The 15,308-nt window shown below is 71.5% G+C and carries 12 protein-coding genes and 1 tRNA gene; 6 read left to right on the top strand and 7 right to left on the bottom strand.

From position 1 onward, the window contains the following. Window positions 1-118 precede the first annotated feature (118 nt). Together JGS39_RS11430 and JGS39_RS11425 are read right to left on the bottom strand one after the other, a co-directional pair. Complete coding sequence (locus JGS39_RS11430; RefSeq protein WP_219568726.1) at window positions 119-997, bottom strand: sigma-70 family RNA polymerase sigma factor; 879 nt, start codon at window positions 995-997, stop codon at window positions 119-121. Window positions 998-1,081: 84 nt separating this feature from the next. Continuing rightward, a complete protein-coding gene (locus JGS39_RS11425; RefSeq protein WP_219568725.1) occupies window positions 1,082-2,011 on the bottom strand; it encodes an LLM class F420-dependent oxidoreductase in 930 nt (309 codons plus the stop codon). 177 nt (window positions 2,012-2,188) lie between these two features. Here JGS39_RS11425 and JGS39_RS11420 point away from each other — a divergent pair. Beyond that, a tRNA-Met gene (locus tag JGS39_RS11420) sits at window positions 2,189-2,262 on the top strand. Between the two features lie 146 nt (window positions 2,263-2,408). Here JGS39_RS11420 and JGS39_RS11415 read toward each other — a convergent pair. Beyond that, a complete protein-coding gene (locus JGS39_RS11415) occupies window positions 2,409-3,251 on the bottom strand; it encodes an aldo/keto reductase (protein WP_219568724.1) in 843 nt (280 codons plus the stop codon). Window positions 3,252-3,319: 68 nt separating this feature from the next. Here JGS39_RS11415 and JGS39_RS11410 point away from each other — a divergent pair, with 68 nt between their 5' ends. Beyond that, window positions 3,320-3,994 carry a helix-turn-helix domain-containing protein gene (locus tag JGS39_RS11410; protein ID WP_219568723.1) on the top strand — a complete coding sequence of 225 codons (675 nt, stop codon included), beginning with the start codon at window positions 3,320-3,322 and terminating at the stop codon, window positions 3,992-3,994. A gap of 154 nt (window positions 3,995-4,148) precedes the next feature. Here the strand turns inward: JGS39_RS11410 and JGS39_RS11405 are convergent, their stop codons facing one another. Together JGS39_RS11405 and JGS39_RS11400 are read right to left on the bottom strand one after the other, a co-directional pair. Then, window positions 4,149-4,622, bottom strand: coding sequence for a carboxymuconolactone decarboxylase family protein (locus JGS39_RS11405; protein ID WP_219568722.1), 474 nt, complete (start codon window positions 4,620-4,622; stop codon window positions 4,149-4,151). 96 nt (window positions 4,623-4,718) lie between these two features. Continuing rightward, window positions 4,719-6,236 carry a hypothetical protein gene (locus JGS39_RS11400; protein WP_219568721.1) on the bottom strand — a complete coding sequence of 506 codons (1,518 nt, stop codon included), beginning with the start codon at window positions 6,234-6,236 and terminating at the stop codon, window positions 4,719-4,721. A gap of 184 nt (window positions 6,237-6,420) precedes the next feature. On the opposite strand from JGS39_RS11400, the gene JGS39_RS11395 reads away from it, so the two are divergent. Next, window positions 6,421-7,728: a lipase gene (locus JGS39_RS11395; protein ID WP_219568720.1), complete on the top strand. Its 1,308-nt coding sequence runs from the start codon at window positions 6,421-6,423 to the stop codon at window positions 7,726-7,728. A 41-nt stretch (window positions 7,729-7,769) separates the two neighbouring features. Here the strand turns inward: JGS39_RS11395 and JGS39_RS11390 are convergent, their stop codons facing one another. After that, a complete protein-coding gene (locus JGS39_RS11390; RefSeq protein ID WP_219568719.1) occupies window positions 7,770-8,342 on the bottom strand; it encodes a GNAT family N-acetyltransferase in 573 nt (190 codons plus the stop codon). Between the two features lie 193 nt (window positions 8,343-8,535). Between JGS39_RS11390 and JGS39_RS11385 the strand changes: the two genes are divergently transcribed. Both JGS39_RS11385 and JGS39_RS11380 read left to right on the top strand, forming a co-directional pair. Further along, window positions 8,536-9,597, top strand: coding sequence for an ATP-binding protein (locus JGS39_RS11385; RefSeq protein ID WP_219568718.1), 1,062 nt, complete (start codon window positions 8,536-8,538; stop codon window positions 9,595-9,597). Then, window positions 9,594-11,438 carry a vWA domain-containing protein gene (locus tag JGS39_RS11380; RefSeq protein WP_236063530.1) on the top strand — a complete coding sequence of 615 codons (1,845 nt, stop codon included), beginning with the start codon at window positions 9,594-9,596 and terminating at the stop codon, window positions 11,436-11,438. Before JGS39_RS11385 ends, JGS39_RS11380 begins: the two co-directional genes overlap by 4 nt. Window positions 11,439-11,483: 45 nt before the next feature. Here the strand turns inward: JGS39_RS11380 and JGS39_RS11375 are convergent, their stop codons facing one another. Continuing rightward, the gene (locus JGS39_RS11375; protein WP_219568717.1) at window positions 11,484-14,858 is read right to left on the bottom strand and encodes a pyruvate carboxylase; all 3,375 of its coding nucleotides are present in this window, start codon (window positions 14,856-14,858) and stop codon (window positions 11,484-11,486) included. Window positions 14,859-14,942: 84 nt separating this feature from the next. On the opposite strand from JGS39_RS11375, the gene JGS39_RS11370 reads away from it, so the two are divergent. Further along, window positions 14,943-15,308 (top strand): hypothetical protein (locus tag JGS39_RS11370; protein ID WP_372456141.1); only part of this gene is annotated, 366 nt, incomplete at its 3' end.

The raw sequence follows: 15,308 nt of genomic DNA, 5'->3' as shown, positions 1-15,308 counted from the left end.
GGGATCGGGACACCTGGTTCGGCCCTTGGGGAAACCCTGCCACAGGGGTACGGCAACGGGCCGGGGAGCGGGGCCCGGCCGACGGTGAAGATGCGTCGGCGACCGGACCCGGCCCGTGTCAGTCGTCCAGGACGCCGATGTCGAGCGCGGCGATCCGGTCCGGGTCCGCGACGACGTCGATCACGGTGATGAGACCGTCCACCAGGGTGAAGCCGAGCACCAGGCGCAGCCGTCCGTGCGGCGCCATCGCCAGCGCGGCCTTTCCGTCGACGAGCGCGACCCCGGTGAACAGGGCACGGCCCGTGGCGGCCATCGCGCCCTTCGCCACGGTGTGGGCGCCTCGGACCACGACAGGCTCGGGGGTGGGAATGACGGACCGGTCGGCGTGCAGCACCACATCGGGGTCGAGCAGCGCCACCAGTGCCTCGAAGTCCCCGGCGCGGGAGGCGGACAGGAAGGCCTCGACGGCCTGTCGGCGCCGGGGCAGACCGGCATCCGCCGCCGTCGTGCCGCCCTTCACCCGGCGGCGGGCACGGCTTGCCAGTTGCCGGGCGTTGTCAGGGGAACGGTCGAGCAGCGGGCCGATCTCTGCGAACGGCACCGCGAACATGTCGTGCAGCACGAAGGCGAGCCGTTCCGCCGGTGCCAGCCTGTCCAGCACCACCAGGAGCGCGAGCCCGACGGAGTCGGCGAGCAGGGCCTCCTGCTCAGGATCGTGCCCCCCATCGCTTCCCGGCGCCCGGTCATACGTGTCGAGAGGCTCCTCATGGCGCCTACGGCGGCTGCGGAGCATGTTCAGACAGACCCGGCCCACCACCGTGGTCAGCCAGCCGGTCAGGTTCCGCACCTCACTGACGTCGGCCTGGGAGGCCCTCAGCCAGGACTCCTGAACCGCGTCGTCGGCTTCACTCGCCGAACCGAGCATGCGGTACGCGACCGCCTTGAGGTGGCTCCTGTCCTCCTCGAACCGTTCGGCCAGCGCGGTGCGGTCGTCCATGGGGCACGTTCCTCCGTCGGTCTCCACTGAAGCTGCCCACGAGAAACTACGGGTGTGCCGGCGCCGCCCGGGCGCCGGCCCCGCTCAGACCCCGGCCGCCCGCGCCGTCTCGTACACCTCGGTTGCCACGTCGACGAGTTCGGAGGCGTCACGGAGTGAGGTCTGGAGGTCGAGCATGATCTCCGGAACGCCCGTGGCGGCATGCGCGGCGAGATCCTCGACGATCTGTGCGGTGTTGCCGTGGAACGGCTTCCGGTCCGTGCCGGGCAAAGCCGTCGCGCTGTACCGCGCGTTGGCACGGAGACAGACCCCGACCGGGCTCCGGCGCCCACGGTCGGCGGCGGTGGCGCGCACCCGCTGCCACTGCTCGGCGAGCTGGGAGGCACCCATGGCGACGGGCATCCAGCCGTCAGCCCGGTCGACCAGACGGCGCGTGGCCCGGGGGCCGGTGGCTGGCAGATAGACGGGGACGGGACGCGCGGGCTTCGGCCCCACCTCGGACGGTGCGATCGTGGTCAGATTGCCCTTGTACGAGACGGGGTTCGGGCCCCAGACGGCCGCACACACGTCCAGCAGCTCGTCGAGAACCTCACCGCGCTTCTCGAAAGGCGCGACGGAAGCCGCCGCGTACTCGTCCAGGGACCACCCTGTGCCCAGCCCCGCGATCACCCTTCCGCCACTGGCGGCGTCGAGCGAGGCCAGCGAACGGGCGAGCTGGAAGGGCACGTGCAACGGGGCGACGAGAACACTGGTGCCGAGCCGGGCCCGCTCGGTGGCCGCGGCGGCCAGCGTCAGTGTGACCAGCGGATCGGCGACGCTGCGGTAGTGGTCGGGCCAGGCCAGCCCCGGCACGCCGTAGAGGCCCTGAACAGCGGGCTCGGGAAAGAGAAGGCGCTCGAACACCCACAGGCTCTCGTACCCGACGGCCTCCGCGGCGCGCGCCACGACGGTGACGTCGCGACTGATGTCGTACTGCTTCGTCTGCGGCAGACCGAGACCGAGCGCGACCGGCATACGAGTACTCCCTCTATGTAGTGTGCTGAGGCAACTACCGTACGGCAGGTGGCTTTTGTGCGATCGGCCGGCTGTTCAGCGAGAAACCGCATCCGTGACGACGACCGGATGCTCCGGCCCCGGCGAAATAGTGGTCAGGGAAACCGGTGGGATGGCATAAGCTGGGGATCACAACGACGCGGGGTGGAGCAGCTCGGTAGCTCGCTGGGCTCATAACCCAGAGGTCGCAGGTTCAAATCCTGTCCCCGCTACTGCTGAGGCAGGGTCCGGAACCATTGGTTCCGGACCCTGCCTCTTTCAGTTGTTCACCTTTTCAGTCGTGTTCAACAGGCTGCGGTACGAGGAGACAGTCGCATCCAGCGGCACGCAGAGCACGTTGAGGCCCGGCTCCTAGGGGTCAGCCCCGAAGCTCGCGCAGGTCCTCCGCGCCGAGCACGAGGCCGTCCGCCGCGAGGTTCTCCTCCAGGTGATCGGGGGAACCGGTGCCCGGAATCGCCAGCACCGACGGCGACGTAGCCAGCAGCGAGGCGATCCGTACCTGAGCGGCGGTCGCTCCCAGCCGGGCCGCGACCTTGGCGAGCCGTTCGGTGTCGAGCGGGGCGCGGCCACCGCCGAGCGGGAAGTAGGGCACGTACGCGATACCCGACGCCTCACATTCCGCGAGCAGCCCCAGATCATCGCTGTGCTGGTTCTGCACCGCCGTGACGGGTGCGACCGTCCGGGCCTCGGCGAACTGTACGGCGTCGACATTACTGACGCCCAGGTGCCGGATCAGCCCCTCCTCCCGGAGTCCGGCCAGTACCGCGAACCGCTCCGCGATCGATTCACCGCCCGGCCCCGTCATGCCGCCCACCCGCAGATAGACCAGGTCGAGCCGGTCGAGGCCCAGGGCGCGCAGATCCGCTTCGACCAGCGAGCGCAGCTGACCGGGCGTGGCCTGTCCGCTCGGCACACCGTCGGGCCCGGGCAGAGGCCCGACCTTCGTCGCGATCACCGGGCCGTCCCGGTACGGGGCCAGAGCCGTACGGATCAGCTCATTGGCCCGGACAGCGCCCCTCCCGTAGAAGCCCGCCGTGTCGATGTGGTTCACGCCCAGCTCCACTGCGCGCCGCAGCACCGCGACGCCGGTGCGCGGGTCGCGTGCGGGGCCGTCGAAGGTGCCCATCGCCAGGCGCATGGCGCCGAAACCGAGCCGCCGGATGGTCAGGTCTCCGCCGAGGGAGAAGGTCTTGATCGTCATGGGGTCCATGGTGTGCGCCGTGGGTGCGGCTGGGCGAGCTCATGGCAGCTTGCTGCCAGACTGGCGGAGTGCGGAATGAACAGATGTTCTCGGTCCAGGGTGACGCGGAGCTGATCGCGCGTGCCGGTCACCTCTTCGAGTCCGCGCGCACCGAGTTCCTGTGCGCGGCGCGGGACCTCGACACCTGGTCGCAGCCGGCGGCCAGGGCGGCGATCCGCAACCGTATGCGGGCCACGGATGCGCCAGGTCTGACCTCTCGCAAACTGCTCAGCCCGATGGCGCTCGCCGATGAGGCGACGCGCACGCACGTACGACTGGTGCAGAGCCAGGGCGCCCTCGTCCGGATCAGCGGCTCGCCGCTTGCGCACGAGACGATCATCATCGACCGGCGGGTGACGATCCTCGCCGGCCGGCAGACGCCCACCGGCCGCCACTACACCGTGACGACCGCGGCCACCGTGGTCGACGGAGTGCACTCACTGTTCTCCGCCATCTGGGACAACTCCGTGGAGCTCGACGCCTACCTGAGGCGGGACGTCCCGCATCTCGATGCCGACGGCCGCACGATCATCGACGCGCTGGGCTCGGGGCTCACCGACGCATCGGCGGCCAGAAGGCTCGGCGTCTCGCTGCGCACCTATCGGCGACGCGTGGCGGAGCTCATGGCGACCCTCGATGCCGGCTCACGCTTCCAGGCCGGACTGAGAGCGGGCGAGCTGGGGCTGCCCCGCCGGACGGAGTGACCGCCCGCGCCCCGTCGTCCGGGGAGTTCAGGTGGCGTGGGTCCGTGGGTCAGGCCGTGCGCGCCCGCGGACCGGCTCGGACGAGCGGGCTCCTGGGGCCGCCCGATGAAACGGGCAGCCCCGGGGCGGGTCTCCTTGTCCCGAAGGCTCGGGGCTATCCGAACTGGCCGGGCTGGTAGTCGCCCGCGGGCTGCCGGACGATGAGGTTCAGCCGGTTGAAGGTGTTGATGAACGCGATGGTCGCCGCGAGCGCGACGAGCTGGTCCTCGTCGAAGTGCTTGGCCGCGTTCGCCCAGGCCTCGTCCGTGACGCCTCCCGCCGCGTCCGCGATGCGGGTGCCCTGCTCCGCCAGCTCCAGCGCGGCGCGCTCGGCTTCGGTGAACACCGTCGCCTCCCGCCAGGCGGCCACGAGGTGCAGGCGGGTCGCGGTCTCCCCGGCTGCGGTGGCGTCCTTGGTGTGCATGTCGGTGCAGACACCGCAGCCGTTGATCTGACTCGCGCGGAGCTTCACCAGCTCCGCCGTCGCGGCCGGCAGCGTCGAGTCCGCGAAGGCCCTGCCCGCGGCGACCAGGTGCTTCAAGGACTTGGCCGCCAGCGGGTTGGCGAACAGGTTCAGGCGCGCTTCCATGGTGAACTCCTTGAGGTGATGACGGGTACACCTCTGTGACGGGCCGGCCCGGGAGAATGTGACAGGGCCGCTCGTGGCGTGCGTCTCCTCGCCGGTTCACGGGAGGGGCACCAGGTCCCACATCACGGCGGACGGCAGCGACGGGTTGGTGGCCGCGGCTTGTGCCGCCTGCGGGTCGGGGCCGGCCAGCAGTGCGACCAAGACGTGCTCCTGCAGTGCCGGATGCGCGGCGGCCACCTCCCGCGCCTTGTCGTCCGACAGGCAGACGAGGAGCGCCGCAGCGGGTGCGTGCGGGTGCCGGGCGATGGCGCACAGGGCCCTGCGCACCGGCGGATCGTGCCGGGCCAGGCTGTCCAGCAGCGCCGGTGTCGCATCCGGGTTGGCCGCCACCCCGGCCGCGATCCGGGACCCATGACGGCGGGTCATGTCCCGCAACTGTGCGTCGGACAGGCCGGAGTGGGGGGCGATGGCCTTGACCACCTTCGCGTCGGGGTCGGCAGCGAGCGCGTCACGGATCCCCGCAGGGAGATCGCGGCGCAGGGCCAGGAGCATCCGTGCGGCAGGGACCGGTGACGCCGCCAGTTCGTCGACTTCGGCGGGGGAGGCCGAGGCGATGCGCGCCAGCAGGGTGGAGCCGATCCGGGTGGTGCGTGACAGGGCGATGAGTACGTCGAGAGACACGTTCGGGTTGTGGGCGAGGCTGCGTCGTACGCTGTCGTCGGGGTCGCCCGCCAGGGTACGCATCACGGAGTCGTCGATCGCGGGATTCCCGGCGAGGTCCGCCCGTACCCCCGGGACCGGATCCTCCGCAAGTCGTCTGCTCACCTCCGGCGGCAGGCCGGGGCGGGCGGCGAGGGCCCAGCGCAGCAGCATCGAAGGATGGCCTGCAAAGCCGGTGACGACCTCGGTGGGCGTGGCCGGGTTGTGGAGTGCCGCCCGGCACATGTCGAACACGGTGGACTCGTGGGAACCGTCGCACGAGGCTCCCGGCAGCAGATCGCAGTCGAGCCTCCCGCACCGCCGGTCATGGACGAAGGGTGTCTCCTCCCTGTCACAGACCAGGCACCGCCGGGCGGGCGGCAACCCCTCACCGGTGACCAGCGCGGCCAGCACGGCCGGCGGCGTCCCCTCGTTGTGCGCCAACGCGCGCCGCACCTCGGCGTGCGGATGCCCCGCAAGTCCGGCAGCGACCCCGGGCGGGGCCCACAGCGCGAGTTCGGCGACCACCCGCACGTCCGCGTCCCCGGCCAGCAGCTTCACCACATCGGAGGGGAGGCCGGGGCAGGCCGCCAGCTTCTCCCGCCGTTCGACGACCGGATCCGAGGTGAACCGGCGCGCCCATTCCGGCTTGCCCGAACCCTCGTCGAGCAGGGCGAGGGCGGCATCCGGCCGGGCCGGCGGGTCGATGTCCAGGGCGGTCAGGCGGCCTTCGCGGACCAGCTGGACAGCGCTCCGCGCAACGCGCGCCGACAGACCCACCGCCTGCGCACGGCTGAGGTCGGCACGACCGGCGAGACTCGCTGCGACATCCTCGTCCGCGACCGAGATCAGCCGATCGGCCAGTTCCGCCGGCAGGGCGGTATTGCGGGCGAGGCCGCACAGCACATGATTCACGACCGTCATCCTGCCCGGACCGAGCGCCCAGGACCTGCGGATTTCGGCCCGGTGGTCGCGCCGCACGCGCAACGCACCCCTGGGGGGAAGCACCAGGGGGCGTCCGGGGGCCTGCACCAGTGTGCTCACATGCGTGACACGTGAGGGTGAAGTGACCGCCTGTGAAACGTACTTGGAGGAACCCATGGTCAACTCGCCCACCACGTCACCGCTCGGCATGACCCGTCATCGGGTACGCCTGAGGGCGCACGTGGCAGCGGTCTGCTGCGGTGTGCTGCTGACTGGTCCGATCCTCGCCGGCGCAACCGCTCCGGCCCTCGCCGCCGTCGCCCAAGAACGCACCCGGCACGAGGAGTCCGGCCGCGGCACGCTCCTCTCCGCAGAGAAGCTCTACACGCTCGCGAGCCCGCAAGCCGCGGCGGCCGAACTGCGCACCGCCGGGTTCGGGGACGACACGGTCCGCCACGGAGTGGTCGCGTACCGGCTGGTCTACCGGACGGTCGACGCGAAGGGGCAACCCACCACGGCCAGCGGGCTGTTCGCCGTGCCGCTCGGCGCGGAACGCCACCTGCAGGCGGTCTCCTTCGCGCACGGCACCGGCGCCCACAAGGACGACTCCCCCTCCATGCGGCGAGCCGTGTTCCACTCGGCGCCCGTGATCGCACACGCGGCGGCCGGCGCCGCCGCGGTCGCGCCCGACTACCTGGGGCTGGGCAAGGGTCCCGGTCTGCACCCGTGGATGGACATCGGTTCCGAGACCACCGCCTCGCTGGACATGCTGCGGGCCGCCCGCGCCTTCGCGCCCCGTACCGGACACGTACTGGATCGCGAGGTCCTCGTCACCGGCTTCTCCCAGGGGGCGTCGGCCGCCCTGGGGCTGGGCAGGGCTCTGGAGGCGGGTGAGGACCGCTGGTTCGGGCTGGGCGCGCTGGCGCCGGTCAGCGGGGCGTACGACTTCGGCGGTGCGGAGCTGCCGGCACTGGTCGCGGGCACGCTGGACAAGAAGTCCGGTGCTGTGTACGCGGCGTACACGCTGGTGGCGTTCAACCGGCTGCACCCCATCTACGATCGGCCCGCAGAGGTCTTCCGGGGCACCTACGCACACACGGTCGAGGATCTCTTCGACGGGGCGCACACGGGGCTGGACCTGATGCGGGGGATCCCGGACTCCCTGGACGCGCTGCTGACGGAGTACGGCCTCGCCCTGCTCACGCACCCGACCGGAGCGCTGGCGGCTGCCCTGCGTACCACCGACGCCGTGTGCACCGACTGGAGGCCCCGCGCTCCCGTCCGGCTATACATGGCGACGGGGGACGAGCAGGCCACCACGGAGAACACGGAGCACTGCCGGGCGGCTCTGGCCCGCAGGGGTGTGGACGTCCCCGTAGTCGATCTCGGGGCGGTGGATTACAAGGAGTCGCGCCACCTGGGGTCCAACGTCGCCGCCACGACGGCGATCGTGAGGTGGTTCGGCGAGCTCCGCCGACGGTGACCGCAGGATTCGTACCGGCCGTGCCGTGCCGTGCCGTGCCGTCAGCGAAGGCCGAGGCGCATCACGACCCGGGGATGCCCGGCCAGTACGGACGTGGTGTCGGCGGCATGGGCGAACCCGGCGCGCTCGAAGTTCTTCCGGATCCCGGCGTACGCCATCGTCAGGTCGACCCGGGCGTCACCGTTGTCGACCGGGTAGGCCTCGATCGCCGGCGCGCCGTTGGCGCGGGCGAAGTCGACGGCGCCGGCGATGAGGGCGCGCGAGATCCCCTGCTTCCGATGACCGGGACGCACCCGGATGCACCACAGCGACCAGACGGGCAGGTCGTCGACGTGCGGAATCCGGCGGCTGCGCGCGAACGAGGTCTCGGAGCGCGGCGCCACGGCGGCCCAGCCGACCGGCTGCTCGCCGTCATGGGCGAGAACTCCGGGCGGGGGCTCCGCCCGGCACAACTCGGAGACGAACTCACCGCGCGCCGGACCGCGCAGCTCGTTGTTGAGTGTGGACGGGATCCGGTGGCTCAGGCACCAGCACACGTTGGCACCGGATGACTTGGGGCCGAGGAGCGCGCGGACATCCTCGAAGTCCGATGCCGGGCGAACGTCAATGGTCATGGCTCCACACTGACATGAGGGCCGGGGCGGCGGGCGAGCCCCACGCCTCGGGCCTTTCGTCCGGATCGGACCCGATCAGGGGGTGCGCGGCTGCGCGACGTGGGGCGGCGCGGCGAAATTCGGCTGCGCGCGTCATCCGGCCTCCGCATACTGAGCGGGCTTCGACTCCCGAGCCCTTGAGGAACTCACCAGCGTGCAGGCTGCCGTCACCGTCACTCCCGCCCGGATCCCCGAACTGCTGCTGGGGCTCGCGACCGTGCGGCCCGTGTTCCTCTGGGGAGCGCCCGGCATCGGAAAGTCGTCGCTCGTGCGGAAGTTCGCCGAGTCGCTGGGAATGGAGTGCGTCAGCCTCCTCGGGACGCAGCTCGCACCGGAGGACCTGATCGGCGTGCCGCAGATCCGAGACGGGCGCTCCGTGTTCTGCCCGCCGGAGGCCATCGCCCGCGACGAACCGTACTGCCTCTTCCTCGACGAGCTCAACGCCGCCACCCCCGACGTCCAGAAGGCGTTCTACTCACTGATCCTGGACCGGCGGATCGGATCGTACGAACTGCCCGCCGGCTCGATCGTCATCGGCGCCGGCAACCGCGCCACGGACAACGCGCTGGCGAGGCCCATCGCGTCCGCGCTGGTCAACCGCCTCACCCACGTCCATCTGCGGGCCTCGTCGACGGACTGGCTGGTGTGGGCGGGGGAGAACGGGGTCCATCCGTGGGTGACGGACTACCTCGTCGACCGCCCCGACCACCTCTGGTCCCAGCCGCCCAAGAGCGAGGAAGCCTTCTCCACGCCCCGGTCCTGGCACATGCTCTCCGACGCGCTGCACTCCTTCGGGCCTGACATCGACGAGGAGACGCTGAAGGTCATCGTGCACGGCACGCTGACCCCAGCCCACGCCGTCTCGTTCTGCGGGTACGCCAAGATCGTGCGCCACTCCTTCGGTATCGAGGCGATCCTGAAGGGCGACGCCTCCTGGCCCGCCCGGATCGAGGACCGCGACCTGCTGTACTACCTGGCCGAGGCGTTCCGCGGACGGCTCGTGAAGGAACTGCCCCGGCGCAAGGAACACGTCTCGGCATCGATGCGGCAGACCGCCTACCGGGCCAAGTCGCTGCTCGTGCACCTCGCCGAGATCTCCGTCGAGGTCGCGCAGACCGTCATCGCGGACGACCCCGACGGTCAGCCGGTGCTGCCCGCCTGGTTCCTCGTCGAGGCCTCACGCGACATGCCCAGGCTGGTCGAGGCCAGGCGTTGAGTACCACCACCGGCCACCGGGCCAACAGCAGGGGCCGGAAAAAAGGAGGCAAGGGCGGAGCGTCCGACCCGGCCACCGAGGCGTTCGCTGCCGGGCTCGCCATGGCCAGACGCAACCCGGCCTTCGCCGCCGTCGAGGCGTCCGTGTGCAGACAGCCCGACTGCGTCCTGACCCCGGTCGGCGGACTGGCCGTCGTCACCTCCAACGGCACCGTCCACGTCCACCCCACGAAGCGGGCCGATCCGGCCGAGTGGGCCTGGGTCCTGGCCCACTGCCTGCTCCATCTGGGCTTCGGCCATGTGCCGGCCGCCGCCCACGGCCCGCGCGAGCAGCCCGACCGGTTCGACCTCGCGGCCCGCTGCGTGGTCGTCAACCGCTTCCTGCTCACCCATCCGACCGGCCGTCCGCCCGTCGACCTGCCGGATTCCTACCCCGGCGGTGACGAGGAGCAGCTTGCCGCCCGCTGGCGCCGCGACGGCATCCCCGCCCTGTACGAGGACTGCGGAACCGCGGGCGGGCAGCCGGACCAGGTCCTCACCACCTGGCGGACGTGGAACAACTCCGCCGTCCCCGACTGGGAGACCTCGTTCGCGCGCGCCCTCACCCGCAGCGTCTCCGCCGCCATGGACGTGGCTGGTGGCCGCCGCGACAGCGTCAGCGGCGTACGCGCACCACAACCCCCCTGGGACCGGGCCCTGAACTGGTTCGTCTCCTCCTACCCGCTGCTCGGCGGGCTCGCCGCCGGTCTCACGGTCGTCGCCGACGCCGAACTCGCCCGGTCACAGAGCATCTCCATCGCCGCGGTGAGCTCCGTGGCGGGCGAGATCTACATCAACCCCCTGCGGGCGCTGAGCGACGAGGAGTGGCGGTTCGTCCTCGCCCACGAGATGCTGCACGCCGCCCTGCGCCACGGCGAACGCCGCGGTGGCCGTGATCCGTTCCTGTTCAACGTCGCGGCGGACTACGTCGTCAACGACTGGCTCGTCCAGATGCGCGTCGGTGACATGCCAGAAGGGCTGCTGTACGACCCCGGCCTGCGCGGACTGTCCGCCGAGGAGGTGTACGACCGCATCGCGGGCGACCTGCGCCGGCAGCGACGCCTCGCCACCCTGCGGGGCAGGGGTGCCGGCGACATCCTCGGTGAACCGCTGCCGCACGCCGACGCCCGCGCGTACACCGACCTGGACGAGTTCTACCGCCGAGGGCTGGTCCAGGGCTTCGACCTGCACCGGTACGGGGAGCGCGGCCTGCTCCCCTCCGGACTCGTCGAGGAGATCCGGGCGCTGGCTCACCCGCCCGTGCCGTGGGACGCGGGACTCGCCCGCTGGTTCGACGAGTACGTCCCGCGGCCCGAGCCCGTACGGTCCTACGCGCGCCCGGCACGGAGGCAGGCGTCGACCCCCGGCATCCCGCGCGCGGGCCGGTACTTCCCCCCGCAGGAGACGGCGCGCTGCACCTTCGGCGTCGTCCTGGACACCTCCGGTTCGATGGACAACGGCCTCCTGGGCAAGGCGCTCGGCGCCATCGCCTCGTACGCGGAGGCACGCGACGTACCCGCGGCGCGCGTCGTCTTCTGCGACGCGGCAGCGTACGACGCCGGTTACCTGCCGCCGGCCGAGATCGCCGGCCGGGTGCGGGTCCGCGGCCGTGGCGGGACCGAACTCCAGCCGGGCATCGACCTGTTGCAGCGGGCCGACGACTTCCCGCCGACGGCCCCGGTGCTCGTCATCACCGACGGGTGGTGCGACACCCTGAGGATCCGGCGCGAGCACGCCTTCCTGATCCCGCAGGGTGCCTCGTTGCCGTTCACGCCGCGCGGTCCGGTGTTCCGGCTGAGCTGAGACCGCGGCGGGCCCGTCCGCGTACATCCGGACGGGCCCGGGACCTCAGCCGACCTCGATGAGCAGATCTCCGGCCTCGACCTGCTGCACCCTGCCGATCGCCAGGCGGCGCACCACTCCCGCGGCCTGCGCGGTGATCGAGGCCTCCATCTTCATCGCCTCGATGGTGGCGACCGTCTGGCCGGCCGACACCGAAGCGCCCTCCTCGACCTGGAGCGTCACGACGCCGGCGAACGGAGCGGCGACATGGCTCTCGTTGCCGCGGTCCGCCTTCTCCGCCGCCTTCACATCGGTCGCGACGGACCTGTCCCGTACCGACACCGGCCGCAACTGCCCGTTGAGGGTGGCCAGCACGCTCCGGAATCCGCGCTCGTCCGCCTCGGAGATCGCTTCCAGCTCGATCAGCAGCGTGACACCGGGGTCGAGCGTGACCGTGTGCTCGGTCTCCGTCTCCAGGCCGTACAGGAAGTCCTGCGTCGGCAGTACGGAGGTGTCCCCGTACGCCTCGCGGTGCGCGTTGAACTCCTTGGTCGGGCCCGGGAACAGCAGCCTGTTGAGCGTGGCGCGCGGTGACTCGCGCAGTGCTTCGAGGTCCTCGTCCGACAGGTGCGGTGTCTGTGCCTTCGCCGGACGGCCCTGCAGCGCGCGGGTACGGAAGGGCTCCGGCCAGCCACCGGGCGGGTCGCCCAGCTCACCCCGCAGGAATCCGATCACTGAGTCCGGCACGTCGAACTTGCCGGGGTCCGACTCGAAGTCCGACGCCTCGACCCCCGCCCCCACCAGATGCAGTGCCAGGTCGCCGACCACCTTCGACGAAGGGGTCACCTTCACCAGCCGGCCGAGCATGCGGTCGGCCGCGGCGTAGCAGTCCTCGATGAGCTCGAAACGGTCGCCCAGCCCGAGGGCGATGGCCTGCTGGCGCAGGTTGGACAGCTGTCCGCCGGGGATCTCGTGGTGGTAGATCCGCCCGGTCGGCGAGGCAAGCCCGGATTCGAAGGGGGCGTACACCTTGCGGGTCGCCTCCCAGTAGGGCTCCAGGTCGCCGACTGCCTGGAGGGAGAGCCCGGTCGCGCGTTCGGTGTGGTCCGTGGCGGCCACCAGTGCCGACATGGGCGGCTGGCTGGTCGTCCCGGCCATGGAGGCGACCGCGGCGTCCACCGCGTCCACACCGGCGTCGATCGCGGCGATCAGCGTGCCCAGCTGCCCACCGGCGGTGTCGTGGGTGTGGAGATGGACCGGCAGGTCGAACCGTTCACGCAGGGCCGTGACCAAGGTGCGGGCCGCGGGCGGACGCAGCAGCCCGGCCATGTCCTTGATGGCGAGCACATGGGCACCCGCCTCCACGATCTGCTCGGCGAGACGCAGGTAGTAGTCCAGCGTGTACAGGGTCTCGCCCGGGTCCGAGAGGTCCGCGGTGTAGCAGAGGGCGACCTCGGCGACCGAGGTGCCGGTGGCGCGGACGGCGTCGATCGCCGGACGCATCTGGGACACGTCGTTGAGGGCGTCGAAGATCCGGAAGATGTCCATTCCGGTGGTCGCGGCCTCGGCGACGAACGCCTCGGTGACCTCCGTCGGATAGGGCGTGTACCCGACCGTGTTGCGCCCGCGCAGCAGCATCTGCGTACAGATGTTCGGCACTGCCTCCCGGAGCTTGGCCAGCCGCTCCCACGGGTCCTCCGCGAGGAAGCGCAGCGCCACGTCGTAGGTGGCCCCGCCCCAGCACTCGATGCTCAGCAGCTGTGGCACGGTCTGCGCGACGTGCGGGGCGACGGCGAGCAGGTCACGGGTACGGACCCGGGTGGCCAGCAGCGACTGGTGGGCGTCCCGGAACGTGGTGTCGGTGACGGCGACGGCCGACTGGGCGCGCAGCTCCGCGGCGAACGCCTCGGGACCGATGGCCGCCAGGCGCTGCCGGGACCCGGCCGGCGGTGTGCCGGGCGGCAGGGCGGGCAGCTTGTCGGCGGGCTCGATGACCGAGGGCCTGGGACCGTACGGCCGGTTGACGGTGGTCTCGGCGAGGTAGCCGAGCATGCGACTGCCCCGGTCGGCCGACGGCCGGGCCCGGATCAGCTCCGGATGCTCCTCGATGAAGCTGGTCGTGATGTGCCCGGCCCGGAAGTCGGGCTGATCCAGTACGGCCCCCAGGAACGGCAGGTTCGTCGCCACTCCGCGGATCCGGAACTCCGCGATGGCCCGGCGTGCACGCCGGGCCGCGTTGGTGAAGTCGTGCCCGTGGCAGGTCAGTTTGACCAGCATCGAGTCGAAGTGGGCCGACACCTCGGCCCCGGTGTGGACGGTGCCGCCGTCCAGCCGTACGCCGGGCCCGCCCGGCGAGCGGTACGCGGAGATGGTGCCCGTGTCGGGCCGGAACCCGTTGGCCGGGTCCTCCGTCGTGATGCGGCACTGAAGCGCCGTGCCGTTGAGGGTGATGTCGTCCTGCGTGAGATGCAGATCGGGCAGGGTCATGCCGGCGGCGATGCGCAGCTGCGCGATCACCAGGTCGCGTCCGGTCACCTGTTCGGTGACGGTGTGCTCGACCTGGATCCGCGGGTTCATCTCGATGAACACATGGTTGCCACGCTCGTCGACGAGGAACTCGACGGTGCCCGCGTTCACGTATCCGATGTGGCGCGCGAAGGCGACCGCGTCGGCACAGATCCGGTCCCGCAGATCCGGGTCCAGGTTCGGTGCGGGCGCGATCTCGACCACCTTCTGGTGGCGGCGCTGCAACGAGCAGTCACGCTCGTAGAGATGGACGACGTTGCCCTCTGCGTCGGCGAGGATCTGCACCTCGATGTGGCGGGGGTTGATCACCGCCTGCTCCAGGAAGACCGTCGCGTCGCCGAACGCGGACCCGGCCTCACGCATGGCCGCGTCGATCGCCTCGCGCAGCTCTGCCGGCTCCGCGACCCGGCGCATCCCGCGCCCGCCGCCACCGGCGACGGCCTTGACGAAGACGGGGAAGCCGATGTCTTCGGAGGCGGCGACGAGCGCGTCCACGTCCTCCGAGGGCTCGGACGACTTCAGCACCGGAACGCCGGCCGCCCGGGCAGCCGCGACCGCCCGGGACTTGTTCCCCGTCAGGTTCAGTACCGGCGCCGGCGGTCCGACGAACGTGATCCCGGCGTCGGCGCAGGCGGCCGCCAGGTCCGGATTCTCCGACAGGAAGCCGTATCCCGGGTAGACCGCGTCCGCGCCCGCCTTCCGGGCGGCCCTGATCACCTCATCCACCGAGAGGTAGGCCCGTACGGGATGCCCGGGCTCCCCGATCCGGTAGGCCTCGTCGGCCTTGGCGCGATGGAGGGAATTGCGGTCCTCGTGCGGGTACACGGCCACGGTGGAGATCCCGAGCTCGAACGCCGCGCGGAACGCCCGGATCGCGATCTCCCCGCGGTTGGCGACCAATACCTTGTCGAACATCAAACTCCCCAGTCGTGTCACGGGCGCGTGGCCTCAGGACAGGCGATGTCGCACGGGATACACGTATCGGCATCCGGTGGTCAGATGGCGGTGACGAAGAGCTCCATGGCGCTCGGGCCCGGAGCGTTCGACACCGTACCGGAGACCTTCCCAGAGATCGCGGGCGCAAAGGATGGCGTGCGTCACGTGCCGCGATTCCGGCCCGCCGGCCCCCGTGAGCAGATGCCCGAAGTGCCCGGGCAGCGCACAGCGGCCGCGGCCGGCGTCTCCCGAGCCGGCATCAGAACCCCTGCGCACGCGGGCGGAAACGACAGGAGCCGCCTTGCCCGTCACATGCCCTCCGGCCCCGGTGATTCCGACGCTGCTGCCGATCCCGCCGATCCCGCCGATCCCGCCGATCCCGCCGATCCCGCCGATCCCGCCGATCCCGCCGATCCCGCCGATCCCGCC

The sequence above is a fragment of the Streptomyces poriferorum genome, from assembly GCF_019399235.1.
Classification (GTDB): Bacteria; Actinomycetota; Actinomycetes; order Streptomycetales; family Streptomycetaceae; genus Streptomyces; species Streptomyces poriferorum.
This window is presented reverse-complemented; position numbering and strand designations above follow the sequence as displayed.

Bases quoted from the DNA above. Each gene is read 5' to 3' on its own strand.
- JGS39_RS11430 (WP_219568726.1), bottom strand. From the start codon at position 997: ATGGACGACCGCACCGCGCTGGCCGAACGGTTCGAGGAGGACAGGAGC.
- JGS39_RS11425 (WP_219568725.1), bottom strand. From the start codon at position 2,011: ATGCCGGTCGCGCTCGGTCTCGGTCTGCCGCAGACGAAGCAGTACGAC.
- JGS39_RS11415 (WP_219568724.1), bottom strand. From the start codon at position 3,251: ATGACGATCAAGACCTTCTCCCTCGGCGGAGACCTGACCATCCGGCGG.
- JGS39_RS11405 (WP_219568722.1), bottom strand. From the start codon at position 4,622: ATGGAAGCGCGCCTGAACCTGTTCGCCAACCCGCTGGCGGCCAAGTCC.
- JGS39_RS11395 (WP_219568720.1), top strand. From the start codon at position 6,421: ATGGTCAACTCGCCCACCACGTCACCGCTCGGCATGACCCGTCATCGG.
- JGS39_RS11390 (WP_219568719.1), bottom strand. From the start codon at position 8,342: ATGACCATTGACGTTCGCCCGGCATCGGACTTCGAGGATGTCCGCGCG.
- JGS39_RS11375 (WP_219568717.1), bottom strand. From the start codon at position 14,858: ATGTTCGACAAGGTATTGGTCGCCAACCGCGGGGAGATCGCGATCCGG.